Origin of the sequence: Marasmitruncus massiliensis (assembly GCF_900186535.1) — a bacterium.
GTDB classification, from domain to species: Bacteria; Bacillota; Clostridia; order Oscillospirales; family Ruminococcaceae; genus Anaerotruncus; species Anaerotruncus massiliensis_A.
In genome coordinates this window covers 96701-121092 of the sequence record NZ_FYDE01000003.1, presented here as the reverse complement: position 1 = coordinate 121092, position 24392 = coordinate 96701, and the positions used below count along the sequence as shown (strand labels likewise).

Sequence of the window (24392 nt, the reverse complement as noted above, 5' to 3'; positions counted from 1 at the left end):
AAATTATTTTTTGTGATTTGACTGGACGGTTTACATGCCGCCCATTTGCATGCCCGCGTTCTGCTTCGGCGCTTCTGCCTGATGAGGCGCTGCGTTCTGGCTTTGCGCAAGAGCCTGATTGTAAGCTCCAATGACGGCCTGATTGAGCTGCTCCCTGAATTCTTTGGTTACCGGGAAGCAGATGTCCTTGTATTCACCGTTTCCCGCTTTATAGCTGGGCATGGCCACGAACAGTCCCTTGCTGCTGTCCACCACCTTGACATTGCGGATGGCGAAGCAATCGTTCAGATTGACGGATGCGATGGCCTTTATGCTGCCTTCCGGGCGGATGGAGCCGATCTTTACATCCACTTTCATTGGAAGCTGATTTTGCGTGTTTTCCATAGCAATTCCTCCTGTAAATTGATTTTGGGTACAAAAAAAGACAGCCTGTGCTGTCGTTGAGTTATAGCTGCATGGTCTGTGTTTGGGCGGGAGGCTTGAAGTCGATCTGTTTGAAGCCGAACCGGTCAACATAGTGAAACTCGCTTCCGGCATCGTCGTAAAGCTCCACCACATCTGACATGGAGAGGGAATGTCCGGTAAAACCTTCGGAATGCTCCATATTGAATTTGGCGTAGATGCTTTCCAGATTGTTGGTTTCCACCTCGCCGTCATAAACCGCCTCGTAATCCCGCATATTGGGTTCCCCGAATTTTTCGACCATCTCATCGTAGCCGATGAAGCGCATCAGGATGTCCGATTCCGGTTTGAGCTGCCAGATGCGGCAGTTCTTCAACGAAGTGATTTCACGGTTTTCTCTTTGTCCGTTCATGAGACGGTCAAACACACCGTCCGTCCATTTCACCTCGGACACATCTTTCTGCCGGAAGAGAAAATCCTTCAGCTCCTGCGATTCAAACAGCGGATCGACCACAGCCTTGCCTCCCGAAACATACCCGGCTGTGTTGCCGTAATACAGGATGATGTCCTTTTCCATTCGAATACCGCGCATGGCGATCCTCCTTTTCTATTTCATTTGCATTCCTCCGTTCTGCGGGTTGCGAAAGGCTTCCAGTTCCTCTTGGGATGGATGCAGGAGCCTGCCGGTCTCCATTTCCAAAACACAGAAATCGTCCCGGTCGCAGATCATGATGCGGTGCTGATAGGACTTCTGCATTTCCACATAGTTCAACACTTCTTGTTCGCTGCACAGCCAGACGCCTGCTGCGTACCGGCCATCAGGCAGAAAACAGTAGCCACTGTACTTGGGTTCATGATTTATTAAATCCAGCGCTCCGACCGGCCTGATTTGGGAAAGCTGCAGTTTTGCGCTGTCCGGCAGCAGTTCCGTTTTCAGAACGCCGATTACTTCATTGCGCTTTTTCAGGGAAAACTCCCCGGTACGCAGGGATACCAGAAATACAGCACATCCACTTGGGTTGGTACCGGCCCCGTTTCCGCAGAGACAAAAATACAGTTGATTTGGGTTGCACGATGGAAGCGCCTCACGGTTCAAAACTACGACCTTACCCTTGATGGAGCAGGAAGAGCCTGTTTCCGCACAATCGTTTTCCGTATAGATTTCCTTTGCGTCCAATTCTCACACCTCCTTTTTCTGCTTCAACAGCTCCGTCAGCTCGGTAATCAGACTGAGGCGGGTATCATCCGGCATGGTCTTGAAGGCTGCGCGGACATAGGCTTCCACAGCATCCGGAGACTGATCGCCGACTTCGATGATGTCTACTTTACGCACAGACACCTTGCCGTTTGACATTCCAAGGCGCACAATGTCGCCGTAATCCATGCCTGCGGCGATACGCAGTTCCTTGGGAATCAGGACGCGGCCTTTACCGTCGATCAGTTTATAAATAGGTTTTCCGTTACTCATTTGGCAGTCCTCCTTCCATCAGAACACTTCGAACGGCGGCATCGCTGATTCCCAATTCGTGGAACAGAGTTATCAGCGGCGCGGGGACACCGTCCAGTACATTGCTTGCAGTGATGATGATTGCACCGGGAACGCACTGTATCTCTAAGTCGCAGTTCCCGGTAATCTCTGCAGCTTCCAGAAGGCATCTTGGAATGACAAGATCGTCAAGCTCGCAGAGGTCGGTATTTTCTGGTTTCATAGGCTTTCCTCCTTCAGATTCCCATTCGGGGGGCAGTTGTTTGTTGTTCTTCTGCTGATTTCATTTCACCGACAAAGGTATTCAGCTCATCTCCAGTGAGTGAAATCTTTGCCACTTCAAGCTGACTCAGAAGATCTGTGATGTTCTGATACTCGTCGGTAATAACCTGCATTTTTTCCGATGTATTGTAGCCGCCGCAGGTGCGGGTGTAGGCTTTGAACAGGCAGTCATACAGCCCGGTTTTCCAGTTGGGCAGCACGGAAAGATACAGCCCGACCGTTGCCTTGTCCGATGTGCGGATATACAGCTCATCATGCATGTTACCGACGACAATCTCTTGCAAACCGTTTGTTTTTTCTGAGATCAGGTCTTTAGCCCATCTCATTTGTTCGATACCATTCATCCCCGTCATCTCCGTTCTCATCAGAAAAAAGATTAAGCTGTTTCGGTTCGGCGTTCCGGCGCTCCTTTGGATCGTAGTTGGTGATGATTACCTCCGGGTATTCACAGCCGCCATCATACCGCTGCGCGAGGTTGTTGATGCGGGTAACAGACAGAATGTAGAATCCGGCGTATAGCTCACGGATGTACTCACAGTCGTTGTAGGACACCATCCATTTTCCTTTGCAGCTTTTGAGCGTATCCCGGAGGCGTTTATGATCTTCTTTTCGGAACACCACGGCGTAATGCCCCTCGGTTTCGTAGTAGGGCGGATCGCAATAAAAAAAGGCATTGTCCCGGTCGTACTGCCGGATCAATGCCTCAAAATCTTTATTCTCCACTACCGTATCCGCAAGCCTGCGGGACGCCTCCCATATGAGGAAGAAGGTTTTCCGTACATCGCATGGCTGGCAGCTGTAGGAAGTGCAGCCGCTGCCATAGCTGTATCGGATGAGCTTGTAAAAGGCGGCGGCCCGACGTACATCGCTCTTTTTTGCGTTTTCCAGCATCAGCTCCTTCATATCTTCAAATTCCGGAGGGGAAAGGTTGTGCTGCGCCAGTTCCAGTTCTTCCGAGAGATACTCTTGTATAAACTCTTCTTTTTCAATAAATTTACGGATGACATGAAACTCATCCCTTGAATTAATGGGAAGAAAGCCAAGGTGCCGTAGAAATTCCCATGTGCGGGTTTTGACGCAGTAAAAAAGATTAGCCAGGTTGGAATTGAAGTCATTGTAAACCTCCATTGCATTTTGTTCCGGCTTTTTGCCGAACAATACCCAGCCGCCGCCACCGAACACCTCAATATATCTGCCGTAATCCTTGGGGAAGAGGCGGTATATAATTTTGCGGAGCGCTTTCTTGCCGCCGATCCAACTGATAAAGCTATTGATAAACATCACCTCCTTGTCTCTATAATTTTTTCTTCCATTTAGACCGGGATTGCCACTATGCCGTGCCGCCTTACGAGAAAGGCGTTAATGATCAGGCGGAGCAGCCTATCATTGATCAGTTCCGGATCGCTCAGTTCCGAAATGGCGATATGGTCTGTACCGTGATACAGATCCTTTGCCGTATGGAATATAGCGTAGCCATCCAGATCCACACCATGGATACGAATATCTTTAAAGTGGATACTGCTCTGATCTATATAGTTTTTTGATTGCTTCCAGAGGAAGGTGTCTGAAGTCAGCAGGAAAACAGCCGCCGCATAGGCTTCGGAAAGATTCAAAAGCGGAAACAATCCGCTTCTTCGCAGACTTTGAAATCTTCTGCAGTGTTCTGCGTTTCTGAAAAACATCGGATTCGCCTCGCTTTCTTTGAGCAGCTTCTCTATCCGCGAAGCAAATGTCCGAAGCTGGATTTCGCTTAGGAACAGCCGGAGCAGTTCCCCATAGGATACGCAACCGGCTGCGATTCGTTCCGGAAGACAAATACAGCCTGCGAAGCCGCAGCATTTTTTCTTTTCTGTTGTTTGTGTACAGAACCGGCAATCGCAGTCGGTGCAGGTATATTTGTAACGGCTTCTCATGACTCCGGTGCTTCGGGAAGAAAAGCCGGGAATTAATTGCATTTCTATTTCAGTTAAAGCGAGAGGCGTACCTCTCATGAACCTCGCTGGCATTGTTCTCATTCCTTTCATCACGCTCTGCAGGACAGTACTTTTTGAAAAATGGCAACAAAAAAAGCGGCTGTGTTTTTCAGTTACGAAGAACACAGCCGCTCAAAGATTACCCGGCAGGGAGCGTTATTTTATTTTCGAATGTATGGAAAAGAGGCCATACCATTTGGCACGACCTCTGATCTCTTTATGCTATATATGATTTAGCCCTCAAAAAGAGGGTGTGCATCTATGAAAAACGGGAGTCTTGAATTTCTCATTCAAAACTCCCGCAGCCCGCATAAACACTGGCTTTATGGGCCATGCATCTATATTGGGCAAATGTTTTGGTCCGAGTGGCGAGATTCGAACTCACGGCATCCTGCTCCCAAAGCAGGCGCGCTACCAGCTGCGCTACACCCGGATATTGATGCACGGAAAATTACGCTGTACCTGCCCGCGCCGACGGGTTTTTGTGCCTCATAGCATATGTCCTGCGCGTGTCCTGCGTGGGCGGCATAATAAACAGTGCATTCTACATTGTACCATTGCACATGTAGTTTGTCAAGCATGCCCTCTTACGATTGAATTTGCAAATCCTATCCTGAGTTGTTCGACCATCTGTCTCAGGGCATTTTATGCTTTCTTAGAAAAACTATCGCTACATTAATAATAAGAAGTGCCGACGCTCCAGTCAATGACCCAAGAATAACGCTTACATTAAATTTCCCGTTCATCATATAAAAAAGAGATGCTCCAAGAATTGAACCGACTACATTAACTCCGCCAAGAAGAGCTAAAAACCATTTTCGTACCTTATTTTTCACTTCATCTCTTCCTCTTCTATTGATGCAATTGCGATAGAAACAAGGGCGCCCGTAATCTACGGACGCCTTTGTTGGCCTTTTAAAACTGCATTTTTTGCTTGATATAGTCGTTCAGCGAAGCAATCGGGATGCGCTCCTGCGCCATTGTATCGCGGTCACGCACGGTAACACAGCCATCGTTCTCGCTTTCGAAATCGTAAGTCACACAAACCGGGGTACCGATTTCATCCTGACGGCGGTAACGCTTGCCGATCGAGCCCGCATCATCATAGTCGATCATATAATCGCGGGACAGTTCGGCGTAAACCTTGCCCGCGCCCTCGGCCAGCTTTTTGGAAAGCGGCAGGACACACGCCTTAAACGGCGCAAGCGCAGGATGCAGACGCATGACGACGCGGGTATCCTGTTTGCCTTTATCGTCGGTACCGACAACTTCTTCGTCGTAGGCGTCGCAGAGGAAAGCAAGCGCCACGCGGTCCGCGCCAAGAGACGGCTCTACAACATAAGGGGTGTAATGCTCGTTGGTCTCCTGGTCAAAATACTCCAAAGCCTTGCCCGAAACCTCGGAATGGCGGCCCAGGTCATAATCCGTGCGGTCGGCAATGCCCCACAGCTCGCCCCAGCCAAATGGGAACAGGTATTCAATATCAGTGGTTGCCTTGGAATAGAAGGACAGCTCTTCCTTGGCGTGGTCACGCAGGCGCATGTGTTCTTTTGTCATGCCCAGATTCAGCAAAAAGTTTTCGCAGTAGCTTCTCCAATACTGGAACCACTCAAGGTCGGTGTCCGGCTTGCAGAAGAACTCAAGCTCCATCTGCTCGAATTCGCGGGTACGGAAAGTGAAGTTTCCGGGCGTAATTTCATTACGGAAGGATTTGCCCACCTGAGCGACGCCAAACGGAATCTTTTTGCGGGAAGTGCGCTGTACATTCATGAAGTTGACGAAAATCCCCTGTGCGGTCTCCGGACGCAGATAAATCTCATTCTTCGCGTCCTCGGTGACTCCCTGAAAGGTTTTGAACATCAGGTTAAATTTGCGGATATCGGTGAAATTTTCACCGCCGCATTCCGGGCATTTGATGTGGTGCTCCTTGATATAGCTGATCATCTGTTCATTGGTCCAGCCGTCGGCAGGCTCGCCGCTGACATCTTCGATCAGCTTGTCCGCGCGGTGGCGGGTCTTGCAGTCCTTGCAGTCCATCAGCGGGTCGGAAAAGCCGCCCACATGCCCGGACGCGACCCATACCTGCGGGTTCATCAGGATGGCGGAATCAAGCCCGACGTTATAAGGGGATTCCTGCACGAACTTTTTCCACCATGCGCGTTTGACATTGTTCTTGAATTCAACGCCCAGCGGGCCGTAATCCCAGGTATTGGAAAGGCCCCCATAAATTTCGGAGCCGGCATATACAAATCCGCGGTTTTTACAAAGGTTTACGACCTTTTCCATTGTTTTATCAGCATGATTCAATGACGTTTGCACCCTCTCATTTTAGTATCCTAAACATTTATTATATAGGCTGAAACCGGCGGGGTCAAGGCTTTGCGCGCTTTTTATGCCCTATTTCAGCACACTGGTATCCAGCTTGTCAAAGCCTGCAAGCAGTTCCTTTGCGATGGCGGTCAGCCTGCCGCAGTCCCCGGGGCGGTTGCCCTCCAGGTTCAGCGGCATCAACGGATCATGCAAAGACAGGCGCAGCAGCATCCAGCCCTGCGTTTCTTCCCCGCTGAACGAAAGGCGCACGCCTTCGTAGGAATTCGGCGCAACGGCATAGCCCGCCGCCTTCGTGCGCTCCTCAAACTGCCTGAGCACCTCTTTACCGTAGGTTTTGAAGTCCTCCGTCAAAAGGTTCATACGGTATTCCCGGCACTCAAACTGGGGCGGAAGTGCAGAGATCAGGGCGTCGACTGATTTTCCTTCTTTTTTGGACTTCGCGGCGGCAATCAGCAGCTTAACCGCCAGATAAGCGCCGTCATCCAGAAAATAGTTTTCGGAGAGTGCCCCGTGACCCGAAGTCTCGATTGCGAGCGGAGAAACAATGCCTTCAGCGTTCAGTCGCTTGGACTCGTTGATCACGTTTTTATAACCGCGCTTAAACCGATGGTGCTTCATTTTCAGTGTATTCTCCAGAAAATCGGTCAGCTTGTCGGACGTAACGGAGTCGGTGACAATCGTCCCGCCCGGATACTCTTTTGCAAGAATGGCGGCCATCATCGCGATAATGGCATCCCGATTGACCTCTGTGCCGTCATGCAGGACAGCCGACATACGGTCCACATCGGTATCAAAAATAATGCCCAGATCCGCGTGGTTTTCCACGGTGGCCTTGCTGATGGCGTCCATAGCAGCCTTGTTTTCCGGGTTCGGAATGTGGTTCGGGAACATGCCGTCAGGCTCCAGGAACTGGCTGCCGGAGATATCCGCGCCCAGCGGCTCCAGCACCTGCTGCGCAAAGAATCCGCCCGCGCCGTTGCCCGCGTCCACCACAACATGCAGACCCGACAGCGGATGCGCGTAATCCTCCTCAGAAGATACCCCCATGCGGATTTTCTCGCAGAGGTTTGCCGCATAGAGCGGCAGCAGGTCATAGGTTTCCGCATGTGCTGCGCTTGCGGTTTGAGGCTCCTGCCTCGCGGCATACACCAGAAGGTCGGTGATGTCATCGTGCTCCAAGCCGCCATCCACATCAAAAAACTTGAGTCCATTGCGGTTATAGGGCAGGTGGCTGGCTGTAATCATGATGGATCCGTCATAATTGGTTTCCGGGTACACGATGGACATAAACATGGATGGGGTTGATGCAAGGCCGCAGTCCACCGCCTTGGCTCCGCTTGCTGCCAGTCCCTGCAAAACCGCGAGCTTCAAAGCCGGCGCGGAAACCCGGGAATCATGTCCAACCCCGATCTTCAGTTCACTTGCCGGTTTTCCGGTTTTTTGGGACAGCCATCTTGCAAATGAGATAGAAATCACGTTGGCAGCTTCACTTGTCAGGTTAACAGGCTGCCCCTCCACACCTTCCACGGCAACACCGCGCACATCGCTGCCGTTTTGCAACTTCATCAGTCGTTCTTTTTGAATTGCCATTCAGATTCCCCCACATATTCTTTGAATTGTTTAGAAATTTCCGCACAGCTCAGAATGTCTCGGCGACACTTATTGGTATAATAATCACTTCGCGGTTATGATACCACAAGTGCAAAGCACGCAGTGGTATCATTGGCCATTGGAGCGGGAGCGAGCTTTGCGAACGCATCGCCCTGGCCATAATTCGGTATAATAGCCGCTTTGCGGTTATTATACCATAATCCTGATAAAAAAGTGTAGTGTAAAGAGGAAGAAATCAGATTTTCTTCCACAAAATCTCCCTGCCTTTTCCTGTACGCGGCAGGCATCAATAAATCGGCCGCATTTATTTAAATTATGAATTCGACTTTTGTGACTGGGTTGATATAATGAAATCAATATGAATGATTCTGCCTAAAAAATTTTGAGCATCATATGGAGGTTGCGATAATGAAACGGGAAGTCAGTATTCAGAAAATCAAACAGGATGCCATGGATTTGTTCCGCGGAGGGTTTTTCTGTTCGGAAGCGCTTGTCAGCTCCTTCAGGACCAATTTTGAACTGGATATTCCCGAACAGATCGTTGCGATGGCCTCCGGATTTCCGGTGGGCATCGGCCGTTCCAAATGCCTTTGCGGGGCAGTCTCGGGCGGCGTCATGATGCTCGGTTATTTCTTCGGGCGCACAAAGCAGAAGGATCCCAAGGTCGAAAAGAATCTGGTGCTGTCCAAGGAACTGCATGACTGGTTCAGGGAAAAGAACAGCGCCCTGTGCTGTCGGATATTGACCAAAGGCATGGATATGGCGGCCGGGGAACATAAAGAGCAGTGCATCCGGTTCACCGGAGAAGTCGCGGAAAAAGTCGCACAGATTGTGGTACGCGAACTTGACTTTGTAAATGCCGACGAAATGCAGCCGGCGTAGGCAGGAGGCCATATGAAAAATTTCATTCAAAAGCTGCCTGTCCCCATGGCGGGGCTGATGCTCGCGCTGGCCGCCCTGGGAAATCTGCTCCAATCCTACTCTGAATCGGTACGCCTGTTTTTTGGAATCCTGTCTGCGGCACTCGCTTTACTGCTCACTGCGAAAGCGGTTCTTTACTTTGGCGATGTCCGCAAAGATCTGCAAAACCCGGTGATGGCCAGTGTCGCGCCCACCTTTTCCATGGGGCTGATCCTGTTGGCGGGCTATCTTGTAAAGATGTCTGTCCCGGTTGCTTTTGCGCTCTGGATCGCGGCAATTGCCCTGCACTGGCTGTTTATTCTGTATTTTACGGTAAAATTCCTTTTTCACTTTGACTTTCAGAAGGTATTCGCCAGCTATTTCATTGTTTATGTCGGGATAGTCACCGTCAGCGTAACCGCACCAGCTTTCGGACAAACCGGGCTGGGACGCGCGATGTTCTGGTTCGGGTTCGCCGCCTATCTGCCGCTGCTACTATTGGTGCTCTATCGGCTGCTGACAATCAAAAACTTTGCAAACCCGGTGAAACCCACCAACGCAATTTTTGCCGCACCGGCGGCGCTCTGCCTTGCCGGCTATCTGGCTTCGTTCGAACAGAAAAGTACTGCGATGATTGTTTTCCTGCTCATTTTATCCCAGCTGCTTTATCTTGCGGTTCTGTGCGGAATGCCCGCTATGATGAAAGCCGGGTTTTTCCCCAGTTATTCGGGATTTACCTTTCCGCTTGTCATCACCGCCATCTCGCTTAAACAGACAAGCGGGTTTTTCTCCAAAGCTGGAACACCCGTTGGGTTCCTGAACGCTCTTGTACCGGTCGAAACCGGAGTCGCCGTAATCGCGGTCCTATATGTCCTGATCTGCTATCTGTCGTTCCTGTTTCGCAAAACACCCGCACAAAAACAGCCCTGACAGAATCCTGCTATACAAAAGCCCCGCGGAAAATTCCGCGGGGCTTTATCAGTTTTTTTATCCCTGCCCGTAGTAGGCGTTTACACCGTGCTTACGCAGATAGTGCTTATCGAGCAATTCCTGCTGCATCGGTTCGATGGTGCACCCTGACAGCGCAAGATTGTGCCATGCCATCATGGCGCACTCCTCCAGCACCACCGCGTTATGCACCGCGTTGGCGGGGTCGGCGCCCCACGCAAACGGGCCGTGGCTGTGCACCAGAACCGCGGGCATATCCTGCGGGCTTAAATCCAGAAACCGTTCAACAATGACTGTTCCGGTTTCCTTTTCATATTCCCCCCGGATTTCTTCCGGCTTCATTCTGCGGGTACAGGGGATCTCCCCATAGAAGTAATCGGCCTGCGTGGTACCGAGCGCGGGGATTCCCCTGCCGGATTGGGCAAAGATCGTCGCCCACCGGCTGTGGGTATGAACAACGCCTCCGATTCCGGAAAACGCCTTATAAAGTTCCAGATGTGTCGGGGTATCCGACGACGGTTTCAACTTACCTTCCACCCGTCTGCCGGTTTCCAGATCCACAACCACCATGTCTTCCGCGCACATCACGTCATATTCGACCCCGGAAGGCTTAATGACCATCAATCCACCGGCCCGGTCGATCCCGGAGACATTGCCCCAGGTAAACGTGACCAGCCCGTGTTTTGGCAGCTGCATATTTGCCTCAAAAACCTGCTGCTTCAGTTCTTCCAGCATACGGGGCCTCCTATTTCAGCTTCCAGGCAAGATCCGCCAGGAAAAGCTGCTGTTTCAACCCGGCAATGGTGGTATCTTTCGTGATATGTACAAATTCAATGCCCATCATTTCTGCCCAATCTTCCATCTGCCCGGCGGTTACCGCGTAGCTGAGCACCGTATGGTGTGCGCCGCCCGCGAGAATCCATGCTTCCGCGCCCGTACGCAGATCCGGCATTGCGCGCCACATAACGCGCGCCACCGGCAGGTTCGGCATCTCATAGATTGGTTTGACCGCCTCGATATCCTGCACAATCATCCGCAGGCGGCCGCCCATGTCAATAAGCGAAACTACGATCGCGCTGCCCGGATGCCCTTCAAACACCAGCCGCGCGGGGTCTTCACGGCCCCCGATTCCCAGCGGGTGCACTTCAATTCTCGGTTTGTCCGCTGCAAGCGACGGGCATACCTCCAGCATATGCGCGCCAAGCGAAAGTTCTTTGCCGCGCGTCAGGTCATAGGTGTAATCCTCCATAAACGCGGTACCCCCCGGTACGCCCTCAGACATCTGTTTGAGGATATGGGTCAGCGCGGAAACCTTCCAGTCGCCCTCTCCGCCGTAGCCGTAGCCCCGTTCCATCAGACGCTGGGACGCAAGCCCCGGGAGCTGCTTCATGCCATACAAATCCTCGAAGGTGTTGGTATAAGCTTTGCAGCCCTCCCGCTCGAGAATCGTTTTCATCGCGATTTCTTCGCGCGCCTGATAACGCACAGACTCCATGTTATCGGTGTTCAGTGTGTATTTTTCCCTGTATTCGGCTATCAGCGCGTCAATCTGCTCCTCGGTGACGGCATCAATTTCCTTCACCAGATCGCCGACCGCCCAGGTGTTGATCTGCCAGCCCAGCTTGCGCTGAACCTCAACTTTGTCGCCCTCGGTTACCGCAACATTGCGCATGTTGTCTCCGAAACGCATGACCTTGAGTTTTTTGCTGACCGCAACGCCGACGGCCGCGCGCATCCAGCTGCCCAGTTTAGCCTGAACATCCTCATCCTCCCAATAGCCGACGACCACCTTGCGCGCCATCCGCATACGCGCGCCGATAAAGCCGTGCTCGCGATCACCATGGGCGGACTGGTTGAGGTTCATGAAGTCCATGTCGATTTCTTCGTTCGGGATGCAGCGGTTAAATTGGGTATGCAGGTGGCAATAGGGTTTCTGCAGCAGTTCCAGCCCGTTAATCCACATTTTCGACGGTGAAAAAGTATGCATCCAGGTGATAATTCCGGCACAGCTGTCGGTGTAGTTTGCCTCTTTGATCAGCTGGGTGATCTCATCCGGCGTTTTCAGCGTTGCTTTATAAACCACCTTGCAGGGAATCTTTTGAGAGGTGTTGAGACTCTCGGCAATGATTGCCGCGTGCTCCGCCACTTTCTCCAGAACCTCGGGTCCATATAAAAACTGCGACCCCACAAGGAACCAAAACTCATATTGTTTCAAACCAGACATGACATACCCTCCGTTTCTTCTATTTCACAGTTTTTTTCAGTGCTTTCAGCCGTTTCATCACATCGTTCGCGCCTCGGCCGAAATAATCATGCAGAGCGCTGTATTCGGCGTACAGCTTGTCATATGCCGCGACATTTGCCGGAATCGGCAGGTAAATCTGATCCCGCAGCTTGCCCATCGCGCGCGCTGCTGAGAAAACGTCGTCATATCCGCCGTTTTCCGAACCGGCGGCTACCGCCGCGAAAATAGCGCTGCCAAGTGCCGGGCCCTGCTTGGAGCCGGCAATCCGGATCGGCAGATTGATGACGTCCGCATAAATCTGCATAGTCATCGGGTCCTTTTGGGAGATGCCGCCCGACGCGTAGAATTCTTCCACCGGTACTCCGTTCTCACGGAAGGTTTCAATAATTTTGCGGGTTCCGAACGCGGTCGCTTCAATCAGCGCGCGATAGATTTCCTCCGGCTTGGTCTGCAGGGTCATCCCAAGCATCATGCCGGTCAGGTCCACATCCACCAGCACCGAACGGTTCCCGTTCCACCAGTCAAGCGCCAGCAGGCCGCTTTCGCCAACTTCGAGGGTTTCGGCTTTTTCCCGCAGGAAAACATGGATATTTTTGCCTTCCTTTTTGGCTTCCTCGTAATAGGAGGCGGGCAGGCAGTTATCGATAAACCAGGCAAAGTGGTCCCCGACGCAGGACTGCCCCGCTTCATACCCATAGAATCCGGGATAGACGCCGCCTTCCACCACGCCGCACATGCCGGGGACGGTATGCTCTTCGGTTCCCAGCAGAATATGGCAGGTAGAGGTCCCCATAATCGCCAGCATCGCGCCTGCGTGTTCAATCTTGACCGCCGGCACCGTGACATGCGCATCCACATTTGCGGCGGCAACCGCCGTTCCCTCCAAAAGCCCTGTTCTGGCCGCCATTTCGGCGGTAAGACCGCCTACGCGGGAGCCGAGTTCCGCTAGCGGATAGCTAAGCTTTTCCTCTACATAGTTCTCGAGACGGGGGTCAAGCGCCTTATAAAAATCCTTTGAAGGATAGCTGTCCTGTTTATGCCAGATTCCCTTATATCCGGCGGTGCAGGTGTTTCGGGTCAGTTTCCCGCAGAGCGCCCAGACCACCCAGTCGGCCGCTTCCATAAAGCAGTCTGTTGCGTCGTAAGCTGCGGGGGATTCCTCCAGCACCTGCCAGACCTTCGGTACTTCCCATTCGGAGGAGATTTTTCCGCCGTAGCGTTCAATCCACTTTTCGCCGCGGGCATGTGCGATTTCATTCAGCCGGTTGGCTTTGTCCTGCGCCGCATGGTGCTTCCAGAGCTTCACCCACGCATTGGGGTCCGACTGGAACTCTTTCAGGAAACACAGGGGGGTTCCGTCCGCTTTTACCGGCATAAACGTACAGGCGGTAAAATCGATTCCGATGCCTGCTACTTCGGAGGGACTGACGCCGCTTTTTTTCAGCACCTCGGGGATGGTATGGTAAAATACATCCAAATAATCCTGCGGATGCTGGAGCGCCCAGTCTACCCCCAGTTTGGTACCGTCGGGAAGTTCACGGTCCATGACCGCATGAGGATAATCAAAAACGCTGTCTGCAAGTTCCTCTCCTGTCTTTACATTTACCAAAACCGCCCGGCCTGACAGCGTACCAAAATCGACACCGATCGTATATGCCGCCATGTTGTCTTCCTCCTTGTGTTATAATATTTCAATAGTTGTAAATACAACAATTTACAGAAATCTACCACAAGCCCGCCCGCTCACAGCTTGCGGATTGACGCGCGTTCCACTAAATTCGGTGTAAAGTCTACGGTTGCGTTAAAACGAGGGTTTGCAACCAGTTTTAGCAGATTATTGGCCGCAGTCTCACCCAAAAGCGCCATCGGGTGAGCAACTGATGTAAGCGGAACTTCGCACAGGGATGCCAGATCGGAATTATCAATGCTTGCAACGGAAATCTGATCGGGAACAATGATCCCGCGGGCGCGAAGGAGCGGAATCAGACCGACCGCCAGCTGATCATTATAGCAGACAAACGCGGTGCAGCCTTTCAGGCAGCGCAGAATCCTATGAAAATCTTCCGCCATGCACGCCTTGTCTTCCGTGGAATACCACAGGATGTGCTCCGAGTGAAGCTCCAGCCCCGCGGCGCGCATTGCGTCCAGATAACCGGAATAGCGCAGATGTCCCTGCAGGTCATCAGACTGAAAGATTCCCGCTATTTCCCGGTGTCCCGCATTGATCAGAGCTTCGGTAGCGAGGCGCCCGGCTATCGTATCATCCATTGCCACATGCGGAAACGGCAAGCCCTGATAATAGGCGTTAAAAAACACTAGCGGAATTCCTTTCTGATGAATCTCATCATAAAAAGAGCGGTTCGGGTTGGGCAGGCCGCTTTTGGTCGGTTCGACGATGATGCCGTCCACATTTTTATCAATCATCATCCGCAGCGCACGCGACTCATTTTCAACAAGGTTATGGGTGAAGGTGAGCTGCATGGAATAGCCGTTCTTTGTAAGCACTGTCTCGATTCCGCGAATAATACTGGTAAAAATATAGTCGTCCAGATAGGTGGATATGACACCGATATTCATTGTTTTTTCGCGGCGTTTTATGGGGCTGTAGGTCACAAAAGTCCCGCTGCCCCGCCGGCGCTCCACAAACTTTTCCTGTTCCAAAATCCCAACCGCCTGCCGGACGGTCTGGCGGCTGATTCCAAACATTGCGCTCAGTTCATTTTCGGAATAGATCTTTTCCCCGTATTTCAGGTGGCCGCTCATCACCTGTTCTTTCATCCAGTTGACCAGTACCAAATACTTGGGCAGTTCCTGTGCCATAGAGTCCCCTCGTTTCTACGTGGATTTATGCGGCAGCCGCAAATCGGACTGTATCTGCTTTCCCCGGTTCGACGGCAATCGACATTTTTTACGTTTTGAATAGTATAGCAATTTTTACTCCGGTTGTACAGTCCAATTCGCATCCACATGTCAGGAGGTCCCGTCCCTACAGCGCAAAAGCGGATAGTTCAGATTCACACTATTTGTTTTTTTGTTTGGAAATCAGGTCGACGGTCACCGCGCCCAGCAGAACAAGCCCTTTTACCACTTTCTGCATATCCACCGACCAGCCGATCAGGGACATGCCGTTATTGAGCACGCCCATAATTAGCGCGCCGACCACAGAACCGATAATGGTGCCGGTGCCACCATAGGCAGACGCCCCGCCGATATAGCAGCTCGCAATAGCGTCAAGCTCAAAGCCGTCTCCGGCTTTCGGCGTTGCAGAAGCATTACGCGCGGAGAGCACAATACCGGCCAGTGCGCAAAGCATCCCCATGTTGGCATAAACCCAGAACATGACTTTGTCAGTTTTGATACCGGACAGCTTCGCCGCTTTGGCATTGCCGCCAACCGCATAGATCTGGCGCCCAACCACCATTTTGCTGCAAATAAACGTATAAATCAGAATCAGCGCAAGCATAATGGTCAGTACAAACGGAAGACCGTTATACGCCGCCAATTTCAATGTAAAGAAATTCAAAATCGCCACAATGATCACCAGCTTGACAGTGGTCTGCCAAAGCGGAGGCGTTTGGAAGTTGTATTTTTTCTTATTGGCAATCCCCCGGAACTCACCGTAAATGATCAGCAGAGATCCGATAATTCCTGCCAGAACAGCAACCAAATCCAGCTTGGAATTCCCAAAATGAATGTAGAATGTAGGCAGATAGCCCGCGCCTACCTGCGTATAGGCATCAGGCAGCGGGCCCTTGGTCTGCCCTTTCAGGATGGACATCGTCAGGCCCCGGAAGATCAGCATGTTCGCCAACGTAACGATGAACGGCGGGACATGCAGCTTTGCAATAAAAACGCCCTGCCACATACCAACGATCAGGCCGCCGACCAAGATCAGCAGAAAAGCCGGGAAAATCGGCATTCCATAGTCCAAGACAAAGATTGCGCACGCAGCGCCCGTGAAAGCAACGACAGACCCAACCGAAAGGTCTACATTGCCGGTGATAATACAGAGCAGCATGCCAACCGCCAGGATGACAACATAGCTATTCTGCATCACAAGGTTATTGATGTTCATAGCCGACGCGTTTTTCCCGAGCGAAAGCATTGTAAAAATAACAAAGATTACAACCAGCGCAATCATCATTCCGTACTGCTTCAGATTGATCTGCACGCCTGTGCGGTTTTTGATAACAGCTTTCGTCTCCATCAGTCTTTCTCCCTTCCGATATGCGCCATGATTTTCTTCATGATGAGTTCCTGAGAAAGTTCTTCTTTTTGCAGTTCCCCTGCAATTTCCCCCTCGTTGATGACATACACTCTGTCGCAGATACCCAGCAGTTCCGGCATTTCAGAGGATATTACAACGATTGCCTTCCCCGCGCCTGCAAGATCGTTAATGATACTGTAAATCTCATACTTTGCGCCCACGTCGATTCCCCGGGTGGGTTCGTCCATCAGGAGCACCTCGGGTTCGGACATCATCCACTTGGCTAAAACAACCTTCTGCTGGTTTCCGCCCGACAGGGAGCTGACCGGCTGTTCGATCGACATACACTTGATATTGATTTTGCGCCGGTATTCCTCCGCCGCAAGAATTTCCTCGTTGGCGTTGATTACATTTTTGTTGGAGAAACGGTCTCGGTCCATGCTTGCAAGCGTCATATTCCACTTGATATCGTTTATGGAAATTAATCCCAAATTTTTGCGGTCCTCAGAAACATAAGCAATTCCGTTATCAATTGCGTCTTTCACGCTGTGTAGATGCAGCTGTTTTCCGTTTTTATAAATTTCCCCCGAAATTTTGCTGCCGTAGGCCCTGCCGAATATGCTCATGGCAAGCTCGGTTCTTCCGGCTCCCATCAGCCCCGCGAAGCCCACAACCTCCCCCTGCCGGACACTGAAGGAAACATCCCGTACCACCTGGCGGTGGGGGTCCTCCGGATGAAACACATTCCAGTGTTTTACCTCAAAAATGACGTCCCCGATATGGCTTTCCCGGGCAGGGTAACGGTTGGTCAGCTCGCGGCCCACCATTCCCTTGATGATGCGGTCCTCGCTGATTTCATCCATAGATTTGTCAAGCGTTTCAATGGTATGCCCATCCCGGATGACCGTAATGGAATCCGCAACATAGCTGATTTCATTTAGCTTATGCGAAATCATAATGCAGGTAATTCCCTGCTCTTTCAGGGAAAGCATGATTCCGAGCAATTTTTTGCTGTCCTCATCATTCAGCGAGGCTGTGGGTTCGTCAAGGATGAGCAGTTCCACTTTTTTAGCCAGTGCTTTCGCGATTTCCACAAGCTGCTGCTTGCCGACACCGAGCTCACTGACAAGTATATCTACACTTTCATTTTCCAGACCAACCTTCTGCAGGATCTCGATTGCCTTCGCCTGGGTTTTATCCCAGTCAATCACGCCTTTCTGCGATGTGACCTCATTGCCGAGAAATACATTTTCCGCGATGCTCATATACGGACTGAGCGCAAGCTCCTGATGAATGATAACAATCCCTTTGCGCTCACTGTCACGGATATCGCGGAACTGACATTCCTCCCCTTTATAAATGATTTCCCCGGAATAGTCCCCGAAAGGGTAAACCCCCGACAGGACATTCATCAGCGTTGACTTCCCCGCGCCGTTCTCACCGCAAAGTGCGTGGATTTCCCCGCGTTTGACAACAAGATTGACATCGTCCAATGCCTTTACCCCGGAGAATTCCTTGGTAATATGCCGCATTTCCAGCAGTATATCGGACATAAGCAGCCTCCTTCTTTGCTGAATTGGATCCCGTAAGCGATGAGGCGGCGGCTTTGATGCCGCCGCCTCAATCCTTAGGAGCTGATGAAATTGTTTTTTCAGACTCAGCCTTTAAGCTGATCAGCGGTATAATAGCCGGTATCCACAAGCATCTCGGTGAGATTGTCCTTGTCAACGGAAACCGGGGTGCACAGATAGGACGGAACCACCTTGACATTGTTATTATAGGTTTCGGTATCGTTGATTTCCGGCTGGGAGCCTTCCAGAACCGCCTGCACCATGGTGACGCATTTTTCAGCGAGCACACGGGTATCTTTAAAGATCGTCTGCGACTGTTTGCCCGAGAGAATGTTCTTCGCGGCCATCAGTTCCGCATCCTGGCCGGTGATCAGCGGCCATTTCTCGCCAACTTTATAGCCTGCGCCCTCAAGAGCAGCGGCGATACCGTAGGAAATGCCGTCAAACGGGCTGACTACGATGTCAACATCCTTGCCGGTGCTGTAGTTCGCGGAGAGCAGGTTTTCCATGCGCTGCTGAGCGGTTTCCTGAGACCAGCGGAGGGTGCAGATGGTATCGAAATCCGTCTGTCCGGATACGCACACCAGTTTTCCGCTGTCCAGATACGGCTGGAGCACTTCGAACATCCCTGCATTTAACATATGCGCGTTGTTATCGTCCGGAGAACCTGCAAAGAACTCAATGTTGTACGGTCCTTTGCCTTCCTTCAGGCCCATTTTTTCTTCAATGTACTGGCCGATCGCGGTGCCGACCCCTTTGTTATCGAAGGTTGCGTAATAATCAACGGCGTCTGTGTCCATCAGCAGACGGTCATAAGCCACGACTGGAATTCCCGCGGCTTTCGCCTGCGCAAGCACGTTAACCAGCGCGCTCGAGTCGATGGAGGCGACGACAAGGCAGCTTGCACCGTTGGTAATCATATTTTCCAGCTGGGAAACCTGCATCTGGACATCGTCTTCCGCATACTGCAGGTCGACTTCATAGCCAAGCTCCTCCAGCTTTTCCTTCATGTTGCCTCCGTCCTGAATCCATCTTTGGGAGGACTGGGTTGGCATCGCCACGCCGATTTTCTTGCCGGCGCCGGAAGCCTCGGGTTTACTTTCCGTCGCCGCGGCACTGGATGCCGGCGCGGAAGCAGAAGGGGCCGCAGAGGAAGACGCAGCGGGGGATGCGGAGGAACCGCAAGCCGCCAGAGATAACATCATTGCCGCGGATACGAATACTGCTAACAACCTTTTCATTTCTTTCTCTCCTTCTTAAAGTTATACTATTCACTTGCCTGCCGTCAGCAGGCTTTACCAACATAATGTTCAAAAAAATGACATTAAATCCTCTTTTTTTATTGGTTATAAATATTTTATGCTCTAAATATACAGGATCGAAAGAAAGTTGTCAATACATCTTTACTAAAAACCTGACCAATGATGCCTGCTTCCCTCTGTGCAATTTGTTCTTTCTTCGAGCATTTTGCACGATAATCTCTATTTTCGTTTGTCTTTTTGTCAACTTGTACGTACATCACATGCCATAAAAATTAAACTGCTCAGGCAGGGCAGCCAGCCGGTACCAACCGCCCTGCATTCTGTACAGTTACTTGGCTCTTCTGAGTTTGATCGCGGCAAAAATACTTTGCAGCACAATGAAAAAACAAAGCAGAGACGCAATCACAATTCTGGTCCACCAGGAAGACAGCGTTCCCTGGAAAGTGATAAAGGTCTCAATCGTTCCTTTAATCAACACCCCGAACAGGCTCCCGATAACATTTCCGACACCGCCGGTCAGCAGCGTTCCGCCGATGACAGCCGATGCTATCGCCTCCATTTCAAACCCCCGGGCCTGTTCGACAAATCCACCGCAGGAATTGAGGGCAAAGACAAACCCGGCCAGAGCGGCAAGGAACCCGTTAATCACATAGACCTTCATCTTTGTTCTGCGCACATTCAGCCCCATGAGCAGCGCCGACTGTTCATTGCCGCCTACCGCGTAGATCGCGCGTCCCAGCTTCGTATATTTCAGCACCACGAAGAGGATTGCAAGCACAATCAGGGCAATGATTACGCTGGGATAAATATAGGGATAGATCATAACCCCTTTTTTATTGACTGCGCCGCCAAACGGCAGGTAGAGCTTCGCGTTTGCCATTGCAAGAAAAGTCGGGTTCTGAATGCTGATCATTTCCGAGCTGATAATAGCGGTCATGCCGCGCGCGAAGAACATGCCCGCCAGCGTGACGATAAACGGCTGGATTTTCAGGTAAGCCACCAGAAATCCTTGCGCAAAACCGAACACAATTCCCACCAGCAATACGATTGCAATTGCCGGTACCGCTCCGATGCTTTTCTTCTCCATCATCCATGCCAGCAGCATGCAGGTCATGCCAATTACCGAGCCAATCGAGATATCGATACCGCCCGTGATCAGCACCATGGTCATGCCCACGGCTGCAACGATTAATCCGGCATTGCTGATGAACAGGTTCAGAAATACCTGCATCTTCCCGAAGTTTTTATCCGCAAATATGAATACGCCCGCTATGTACATCGCCGCAAACAGCAGAATCGTAATCATCAGCAGAAAACTGTTTCCGGTTATTTTATTCTTCAGCTTTTGAATCATCATGCCACCCTCTCCCTCAACGCCAGCCTGTTCCTTAAGCCGGTTAACATCTTTTTCAGTTCCGGGGATTGCAGGGATACGATGATGACTACCACGATTGCCTTATAAATCGGCAGTTGATCCGCCGTCACCTTCATCGCGTAAAGCGAAGTGGTCAGGGCCTGAATGGTGATTGCGCCGATCACGCTGCCTGCCAGAGAGAATTTTCCGCCCCCGAGGCTGTTGCCGCCCAGCGCAACCGCAAGGATGGCATCCAACTCCATGTTCAGTCCGGCATTGTTGGCGTCGATGGAATACACGCGGGATGTGATGATCATGCCGGCGATTCCGGAGCATAGTCCGCAGAAGGTGTAGGTCAGGAAAATAATCAGGGAGGAGTTCAGCCCCACCAGCCGGCCGGCCCTGCGGTTGATGCCGACGGCCTCGATATAAAGCCCGAGTGCGGTATACCGGAGCATCAGCGTTGTAAGAATCACCACAATTGCCGCCACAAACACCGGCGTTGGCAGCGGGACTCCCGGCAGAAACGCGCCCAGCCGTTTATAGCTTTCCACGCGTACATACAGGATCTGTCCCTCTGTCAGGAGCTGAGCGATGCCTCGTCCCGCCGTAAACAGGATGAGGGTTGCAACCATCGGCTGAATTTTCATTTTTGCAACCAGGAATCCGTTCCATGCGCCGCAGGCAATACCGGTAAGCATTGCGAGCAGGAATCCCGCCAAATAAGGGATATGATAGACGCTGTCCGAGCCCAGCGCGAAGATGCACATGCCTCCCGCCACCGCACTGACAGCACCCACGGAGATATCCGCACCGCCGGAAGATGCCGCCACCAGCGTCATCCCCACAGCCATAATGACCAGTTCGCTGGAACGATTGATAATGTCGATGATATAGCCGTAAAAAACACCGTTCTGGATCGAGATGTTAAAGAACGCCGGTGTCTTGATTACATTGAACAGCAGCACCAGGCACAGGCAAAGGATCGGTAAGAACAGAGGCTGCTTTCTGAGTTTCTGCCAGTATGCGTTTATTTTATTCACCGTTTCCACCTCCCGCAATTGCCGCCATCACTTCTGTCTGTGTCAGCTGAATTTCCTCCAGTTCGCCAACCTTCGCGCCGTCGCGCAGAACGCCCATCCGGCTTACGGTTCGCAGCATTTCCTCGATCTCCGACGAAATAAACATGATGGCCATCCCTTCTCCGGCCAGTTTGAGCACCAGCTTCTGAATTTCAGTTTTGGTGCCGACGTCAATTCCTCTGGTCGGCTCATCCAGAATCAGAAAATCCGGATGCGTCAGCAGCCATCTGCCGAGAATCACTTTCTGCTGGTTGCCGCCGGAAAGCTGTTTCACCGGGGTTTCCCTGCCGGCGGTCTTGATCTGCAGCATTTTAATATACTCGTCGGTGATTTTTTCCTGTTCCCGCTGCGTCAGCAGGCGGAACATACCCCGTTTGGCCTGCAGCGCAATGATAATATTCTCGCGGACGGAAAGATCGGCAATCACGCCCTCTTCCTTGCGGTTTTCCGGCAGAAATCCCATACCCGCCTTCATAGCGTCAATCGGTGCATGAATCTGTACCTTTTTGCCTTTTACATGTAGGACTCCGCAATCAGCTTTATCCGCTCCGTAAATTGCCCTCGCCAATTCAGAGCGTCCGGAACCTAAAAGGCCGGTAAGGCCGATGACCTCCCCCTGATAGATATCAAGGTCAAACGGTTTGATGGTGCCCGCATGTCCCAGCCCCCTTGCGCTGACAACCGGTTCTTCACCGGAATGGTTTTTCTGGGAACTGCTTTCATTCTTGATGGAAGCCAGATCGTCGAATTCCTTTCCCATCATCTTAGCAACCAGCTGGACGCGGGGCAGGCTTTCCACCTCATATTCCCCTACGAGGCCTCCGTTTCGCAGAACGGTGACCCGGTCGCTGATCTCATACATCTGCTCCAGAAAATGCGTAACGAATATGATGCCGATTCCGCGTTCCTTCAGCTGATTCATGACGCGGAACAGCTTCTGAACCTCCTGTTCGTCAAGGCTGGAGGTGGGTTCATCGAGAATCAGAACCTTGGCGGATATGTCGACCGCTCTCGCAATTGCAACCATCTGCTGAATCGCGACTGAATAGTTTTCCAGTGCCTTGGTTACATCAATGTGGATGTTCAGGTTTTCCATAACGGTTTTGGCGCGGCGGTTGATCTCTTTCCAGTGAATTGCTCCCAGCTTCCGAGGTTCCCGCCCGATGAAAATATTTTCCGCAACCGAAAGGTTCAGGCAAAGATTGACCTCCTGATACACCGTACTGATGCCGTTGGCCTGTGCTTCCTGCGGCGAACGGTTGACGATGGGGTGGGGAATCCCTTCCACCCGGATCTCTCCCGTCTCCAATTCCTCAACACCGGTCAGCACTTTAATGAGCGTTGATTTCCCGGCGCCGTTTTCCCCCATCAGTGCGTGAATTTCGCCTGCCCGCAGGGTGAAATCCACCTGATCGAGCGCTTTCACGCCGGGAAAATTTTTGCTGATATTCCGCATGGTCAAAATTGCACTGCCCACTGCGCTCCCCCTTTTCCGAAAATGATTCATAAAACGGCAGGTATGCCGGAGAACCATACGGATGGTTCCCTGGTTCATACCTGCCGTTTGCTATTTGGTTATGATTCTGCCAGTTTCCATCACTGATTAATACAGACGGTTGGGCAGTTCTTTTTCCGCGTTGGTCTGGTCATAAACCTTTTCATCGACATACTGGATCTTCTCAACAGCTTCGCCTTTTTCCAGCTTCTGAATGATTTCCGCGACGCGGGGCCCATGCAGCGGGTTGCACTCAACAGAAACATTCATGTCGCCGGCAATCATCGATTCAAAAGCTGCGTGAACAGCATCAAAAGAAACGATGATCACATCTTTTCCGGGAACCTTACCGACTGCTTTGATCGCGTCGATTGCTCCGAACGCCATATTGTCGTTCTGCGCAATGACAACGTCAATGTCATCGTAAGCTTTCAGGAAGGATTCCATAACTTCCTGACCCTTTGTTTGGGTAAATTCGCCGGTCTGCTTCTCAAGCAGCTTGTAGTGCGGATTCTCTTTCAGCATCTTTTCAACGCCCTCGGTACGCCCGATTTCAGCAGAGGCGCCGATGGTTCCCTGCAGCATCACGACATTGATGTCTTCGTTATCACGGCCCTGCGCCTTAAGATAGTCGTTCAGCCACTTAACGCCGTCTTCGCCTTCTTTAATGAAGTTTCCGCCGACCCAGCAGGTATACAGTGTATCATCTGATACGTCAATCATACGGTCGGACAGGATCACCGGAATGCCCGCAGCTTTTGCTTCGCCCAAAACAGTCTCCCAACCGGTTTCCACGACGGGAGCAAGCACTATGTAGTCCACTTCCTGCGCGATAAAGTTGCGGATGGCTTTGATCTGGTTTTCCTGTTTCTGCTGCGCGTCGTCAAAAATCAAGGTGTATCCGTTTTCCGGAACAAATGTGGTCTGGAAAGATTTTGTATTTGCTGTGCGCCAGTCAGATTCCGCGCCCACCTGCGCATAGCCGACTACAATCGTGCCCTTTTCTTCCGCGGCGGATGCAGCCGGAGCGGCGGGAGCGTTCGAATCGGATGATGCCGGGGCAGCACTGGATGCAGGAGCCGCGGAGCCGCAGCCCGTCATCATGCCGGCGGCCAATGCGACACCTAACAATAAGCTAACAATCTTTCTCATTCTTTCTCCTCCTTAGACTTTCTTGAATGCAGTTGTTGTTCAAGCCTGATTGATCTTTCCTATATTGTACATACAACTCCGCGCGGTTACA

Annotated in this window: 24 protein-coding genes and 1 tRNA gene; 2 read left to right on the top strand and 23 right to left on the bottom strand. The window is 51.6% G+C overall.

Annotation, left to right across the window (positions count from 1 at the left end; translation table 11 throughout):
* Positions 1-30 precede the first annotated feature (30 nt).
* From C1A10_RS01790 to C1A10_RS01735, 12 genes are all read right to left on the bottom strand, one after another.
* The gene (locus C1A10_RS01790; RefSeq protein WP_101908590.1) at positions 31-384 is read right to left on the bottom strand and encodes a SpoVG family protein; all 354 of its coding nucleotides are present in this window, start codon (positions 382-384) and stop codon (positions 31-33) included.
* A gap of 61 nt (positions 385-445) precedes the next feature.
* Positions 446-994: a YodL domain-containing protein gene (locus C1A10_RS01785; RefSeq protein WP_101908589.1), complete on the bottom strand. Its 549-nt coding sequence runs from the start codon at positions 992-994 to the stop codon at positions 446-448.
* Positions 995-1009: 15 nt separating this feature from the next.
* Positions 1010-1579 (bottom strand): hypothetical protein, encoded by a 570-nt coding sequence (locus C1A10_RS01780; RefSeq protein ID WP_101908588.1) that lies wholly within the window; start codon positions 1577-1579, stop codon positions 1010-1012.
* A gap of 3 nt (positions 1580-1582) precedes the next feature.
* Positions 1583-1870: a division/cell wall cluster transcriptional repressor MraZ gene (locus C1A10_RS01775; protein ID WP_101908587.1), complete on the bottom strand. Its 288-nt coding sequence runs from the start codon at positions 1868-1870 to the stop codon at positions 1583-1585.
* The gene (locus C1A10_RS01770; RefSeq protein WP_101908586.1) at positions 1863-2111 is read right to left on the bottom strand and encodes a hypothetical protein; all 249 of its coding nucleotides are present in this window, start codon (positions 2109-2111) and stop codon (positions 1863-1865) included. The genes C1A10_RS01775 and C1A10_RS01770 overlap by 8 nt, the downstream gene beginning before the upstream one ends.
* Positions 2112-2124: 13 nt before the next feature.
* The gene (locus C1A10_RS01765) at positions 2125-2514 is read right to left on the bottom strand and encodes a hypothetical protein (RefSeq protein WP_101908585.1); all 390 of its coding nucleotides are present in this window, start codon (positions 2512-2514) and stop codon (positions 2125-2127) included.
* Complete coding sequence (locus C1A10_RS01760) at positions 2483-3445, bottom strand: DNA adenine methylase (protein WP_341456886.1); 963 nt, start codon at positions 3443-3445, stop codon at positions 2483-2485. The genes C1A10_RS01765 and C1A10_RS01760 overlap by 32 nt, the downstream gene beginning before the upstream one ends.
* A 38-nt stretch (positions 3446-3483) precedes the next feature.
* On the bottom strand, positions 3484-4083 hold the full coding sequence (locus C1A10_RS01755; protein ID WP_180950939.1) for a hypothetical protein: 600 nt from the start codon (positions 4081-4083) through the stop codon (positions 3484-3486).
* Between the two features lie 417 nt (positions 4084-4500).
* Positions 4501-4576: transfer RNA gene (locus tag C1A10_RS01750), tRNA-Pro, on the bottom strand.
* 202 nt (positions 4577-4778) lie between these two features.
* Positions 4779-4979 carry a hypothetical protein gene (locus tag C1A10_RS01745; protein ID WP_101908582.1) on the bottom strand — a complete coding sequence of 67 codons (201 nt, stop codon included), beginning with the start codon at positions 4977-4979 and terminating at the stop codon, positions 4779-4781.
* Positions 4980-5058: 79 nt separating this feature from the next.
* A complete protein-coding gene (locus C1A10_RS01740; protein WP_101908991.1) occupies positions 5059-6429 on the bottom strand; it encodes a glycine--tRNA ligase in 1371 nt (456 codons plus the stop codon).
* Between the two features lie 111 nt (positions 6430-6540).
* Positions 6541-8064: a phosphohexomutase domain-containing protein gene (locus C1A10_RS01735; RefSeq protein ID WP_101908581.1), complete on the bottom strand. Its 1524-nt coding sequence runs from the start codon at positions 8062-8064 to the stop codon at positions 6541-6543.
* A 429-nt stretch (positions 8065-8493) separates the two neighbouring features.
* On the opposite strand from C1A10_RS01735, the gene C1A10_RS01725 reads away from it, so the two are divergent.
* A complete protein-coding gene (locus C1A10_RS01725; protein WP_101908579.1) occupies positions 8494-8967 on the top strand; it encodes a C-GCAxxG-C-C family protein in 474 nt (157 codons plus the stop codon).
* 12 nt (positions 8968-8979) lie between these two features.
* Positions 8980-9915 (top strand): TDT family transporter, encoded by a 936-nt coding sequence (locus C1A10_RS01720; RefSeq protein ID WP_101908578.1) that lies wholly within the window; start codon positions 8980-8982, stop codon positions 9913-9915.
* 57 nt (positions 9916-9972) lie between these two features.
* On the opposite strand, the gene araD is transcribed toward C1A10_RS01720, so the two are convergent.
* From araD to C1A10_RS01665, 11 genes are all read right to left on the bottom strand, one after another.
* Positions 9973-10668, bottom strand: coding sequence for an L-ribulose-5-phosphate 4-epimerase (gene araD, locus C1A10_RS01715; RefSeq protein ID WP_101908577.1), 696 nt, complete (start codon positions 10666-10668; stop codon positions 9973-9975).
* 10 nt (positions 10669-10678) lie between these two features.
* Entirely contained in the window at positions 10679-12157 is a 1479-nt protein-coding gene (araA, locus tag C1A10_RS01710) for an L-arabinose isomerase (protein ID WP_101908576.1), read from the bottom strand.
* Between the two features lie 19 nt (positions 12158-12176).
* Positions 12177-13841: a ribulokinase gene (araB, locus tag C1A10_RS01705; protein ID WP_101908575.1), complete on the bottom strand. Its 1665-nt coding sequence runs from the start codon at positions 13839-13841 to the stop codon at positions 12177-12179.
* Positions 13842-13921: 80 nt separating this feature from the next.
* Positions 13922-14998, bottom strand: coding sequence for a GntR family transcriptional regulator (locus C1A10_RS01700; protein ID WP_101908574.1), 1077 nt, complete (start codon positions 14996-14998; stop codon positions 13922-13924).
* Positions 14999-15197: 199 nt separating this feature from the next.
* Positions 15198-16385 carry a multiple monosaccharide ABC transporter permease gene (mmsB, locus tag C1A10_RS01695; protein ID WP_101908573.1) on the bottom strand — a complete coding sequence of 396 codons (1188 nt, stop codon included), beginning with the start codon at positions 16383-16385 and terminating at the stop codon, positions 15198-15200.
* Entirely contained in the window at positions 16385-17938 is a 1554-nt protein-coding gene (mmsA, locus tag C1A10_RS01690; protein ID WP_101908572.1) for a multiple monosaccharide ABC transporter ATP-binding protein, read from the bottom strand. The genes mmsB and mmsA overlap by 1 nt, the downstream gene beginning before the upstream one ends.
* Before the next feature lie 104 nt (positions 17939-18042).
* On the bottom strand, positions 18043-19197 hold the full coding sequence (chvE, locus tag C1A10_RS01685; protein ID WP_101908571.1) for a multiple monosaccharide ABC transporter substrate-binding protein: 1155 nt from the start codon (positions 19195-19197) through the stop codon (positions 18043-18045).
* A 349-nt stretch (positions 19198-19546) separates the two neighbouring features.
* Positions 19547-20572: an ABC transporter permease subunit gene (locus C1A10_RS01680; RefSeq protein WP_101908990.1), complete on the bottom strand. Its 1026-nt coding sequence runs from the start codon at positions 20570-20572 to the stop codon at positions 19547-19549.
* Positions 20572-21624, bottom strand: coding sequence for an ABC transporter permease (locus C1A10_RS01675; protein ID WP_423241410.1), 1053 nt, complete (start codon positions 21622-21624; stop codon positions 20572-20574). The genes C1A10_RS01680 and C1A10_RS01675 overlap by 1 nt, the downstream gene beginning before the upstream one ends.
* Positions 21608-23161 (bottom strand): sugar ABC transporter ATP-binding protein, encoded by a 1554-nt coding sequence (locus tag C1A10_RS01670; RefSeq protein ID WP_101908988.1) that lies wholly within the window; start codon positions 23159-23161, stop codon positions 21608-21610. Before C1A10_RS01670 ends, C1A10_RS01675 begins: the two co-directional genes overlap by 17 nt.
* Positions 23162-23257: 96 nt before the next feature.
* The gene (locus tag C1A10_RS01665) at positions 23258-24301 is read right to left on the bottom strand and encodes an ABC transporter substrate-binding protein (RefSeq protein ID WP_242968800.1); all 1044 of its coding nucleotides are present in this window, start codon (positions 24299-24301) and stop codon (positions 23258-23260) included.
* Positions 24302-24392 lie beyond the last annotated feature (91 nt).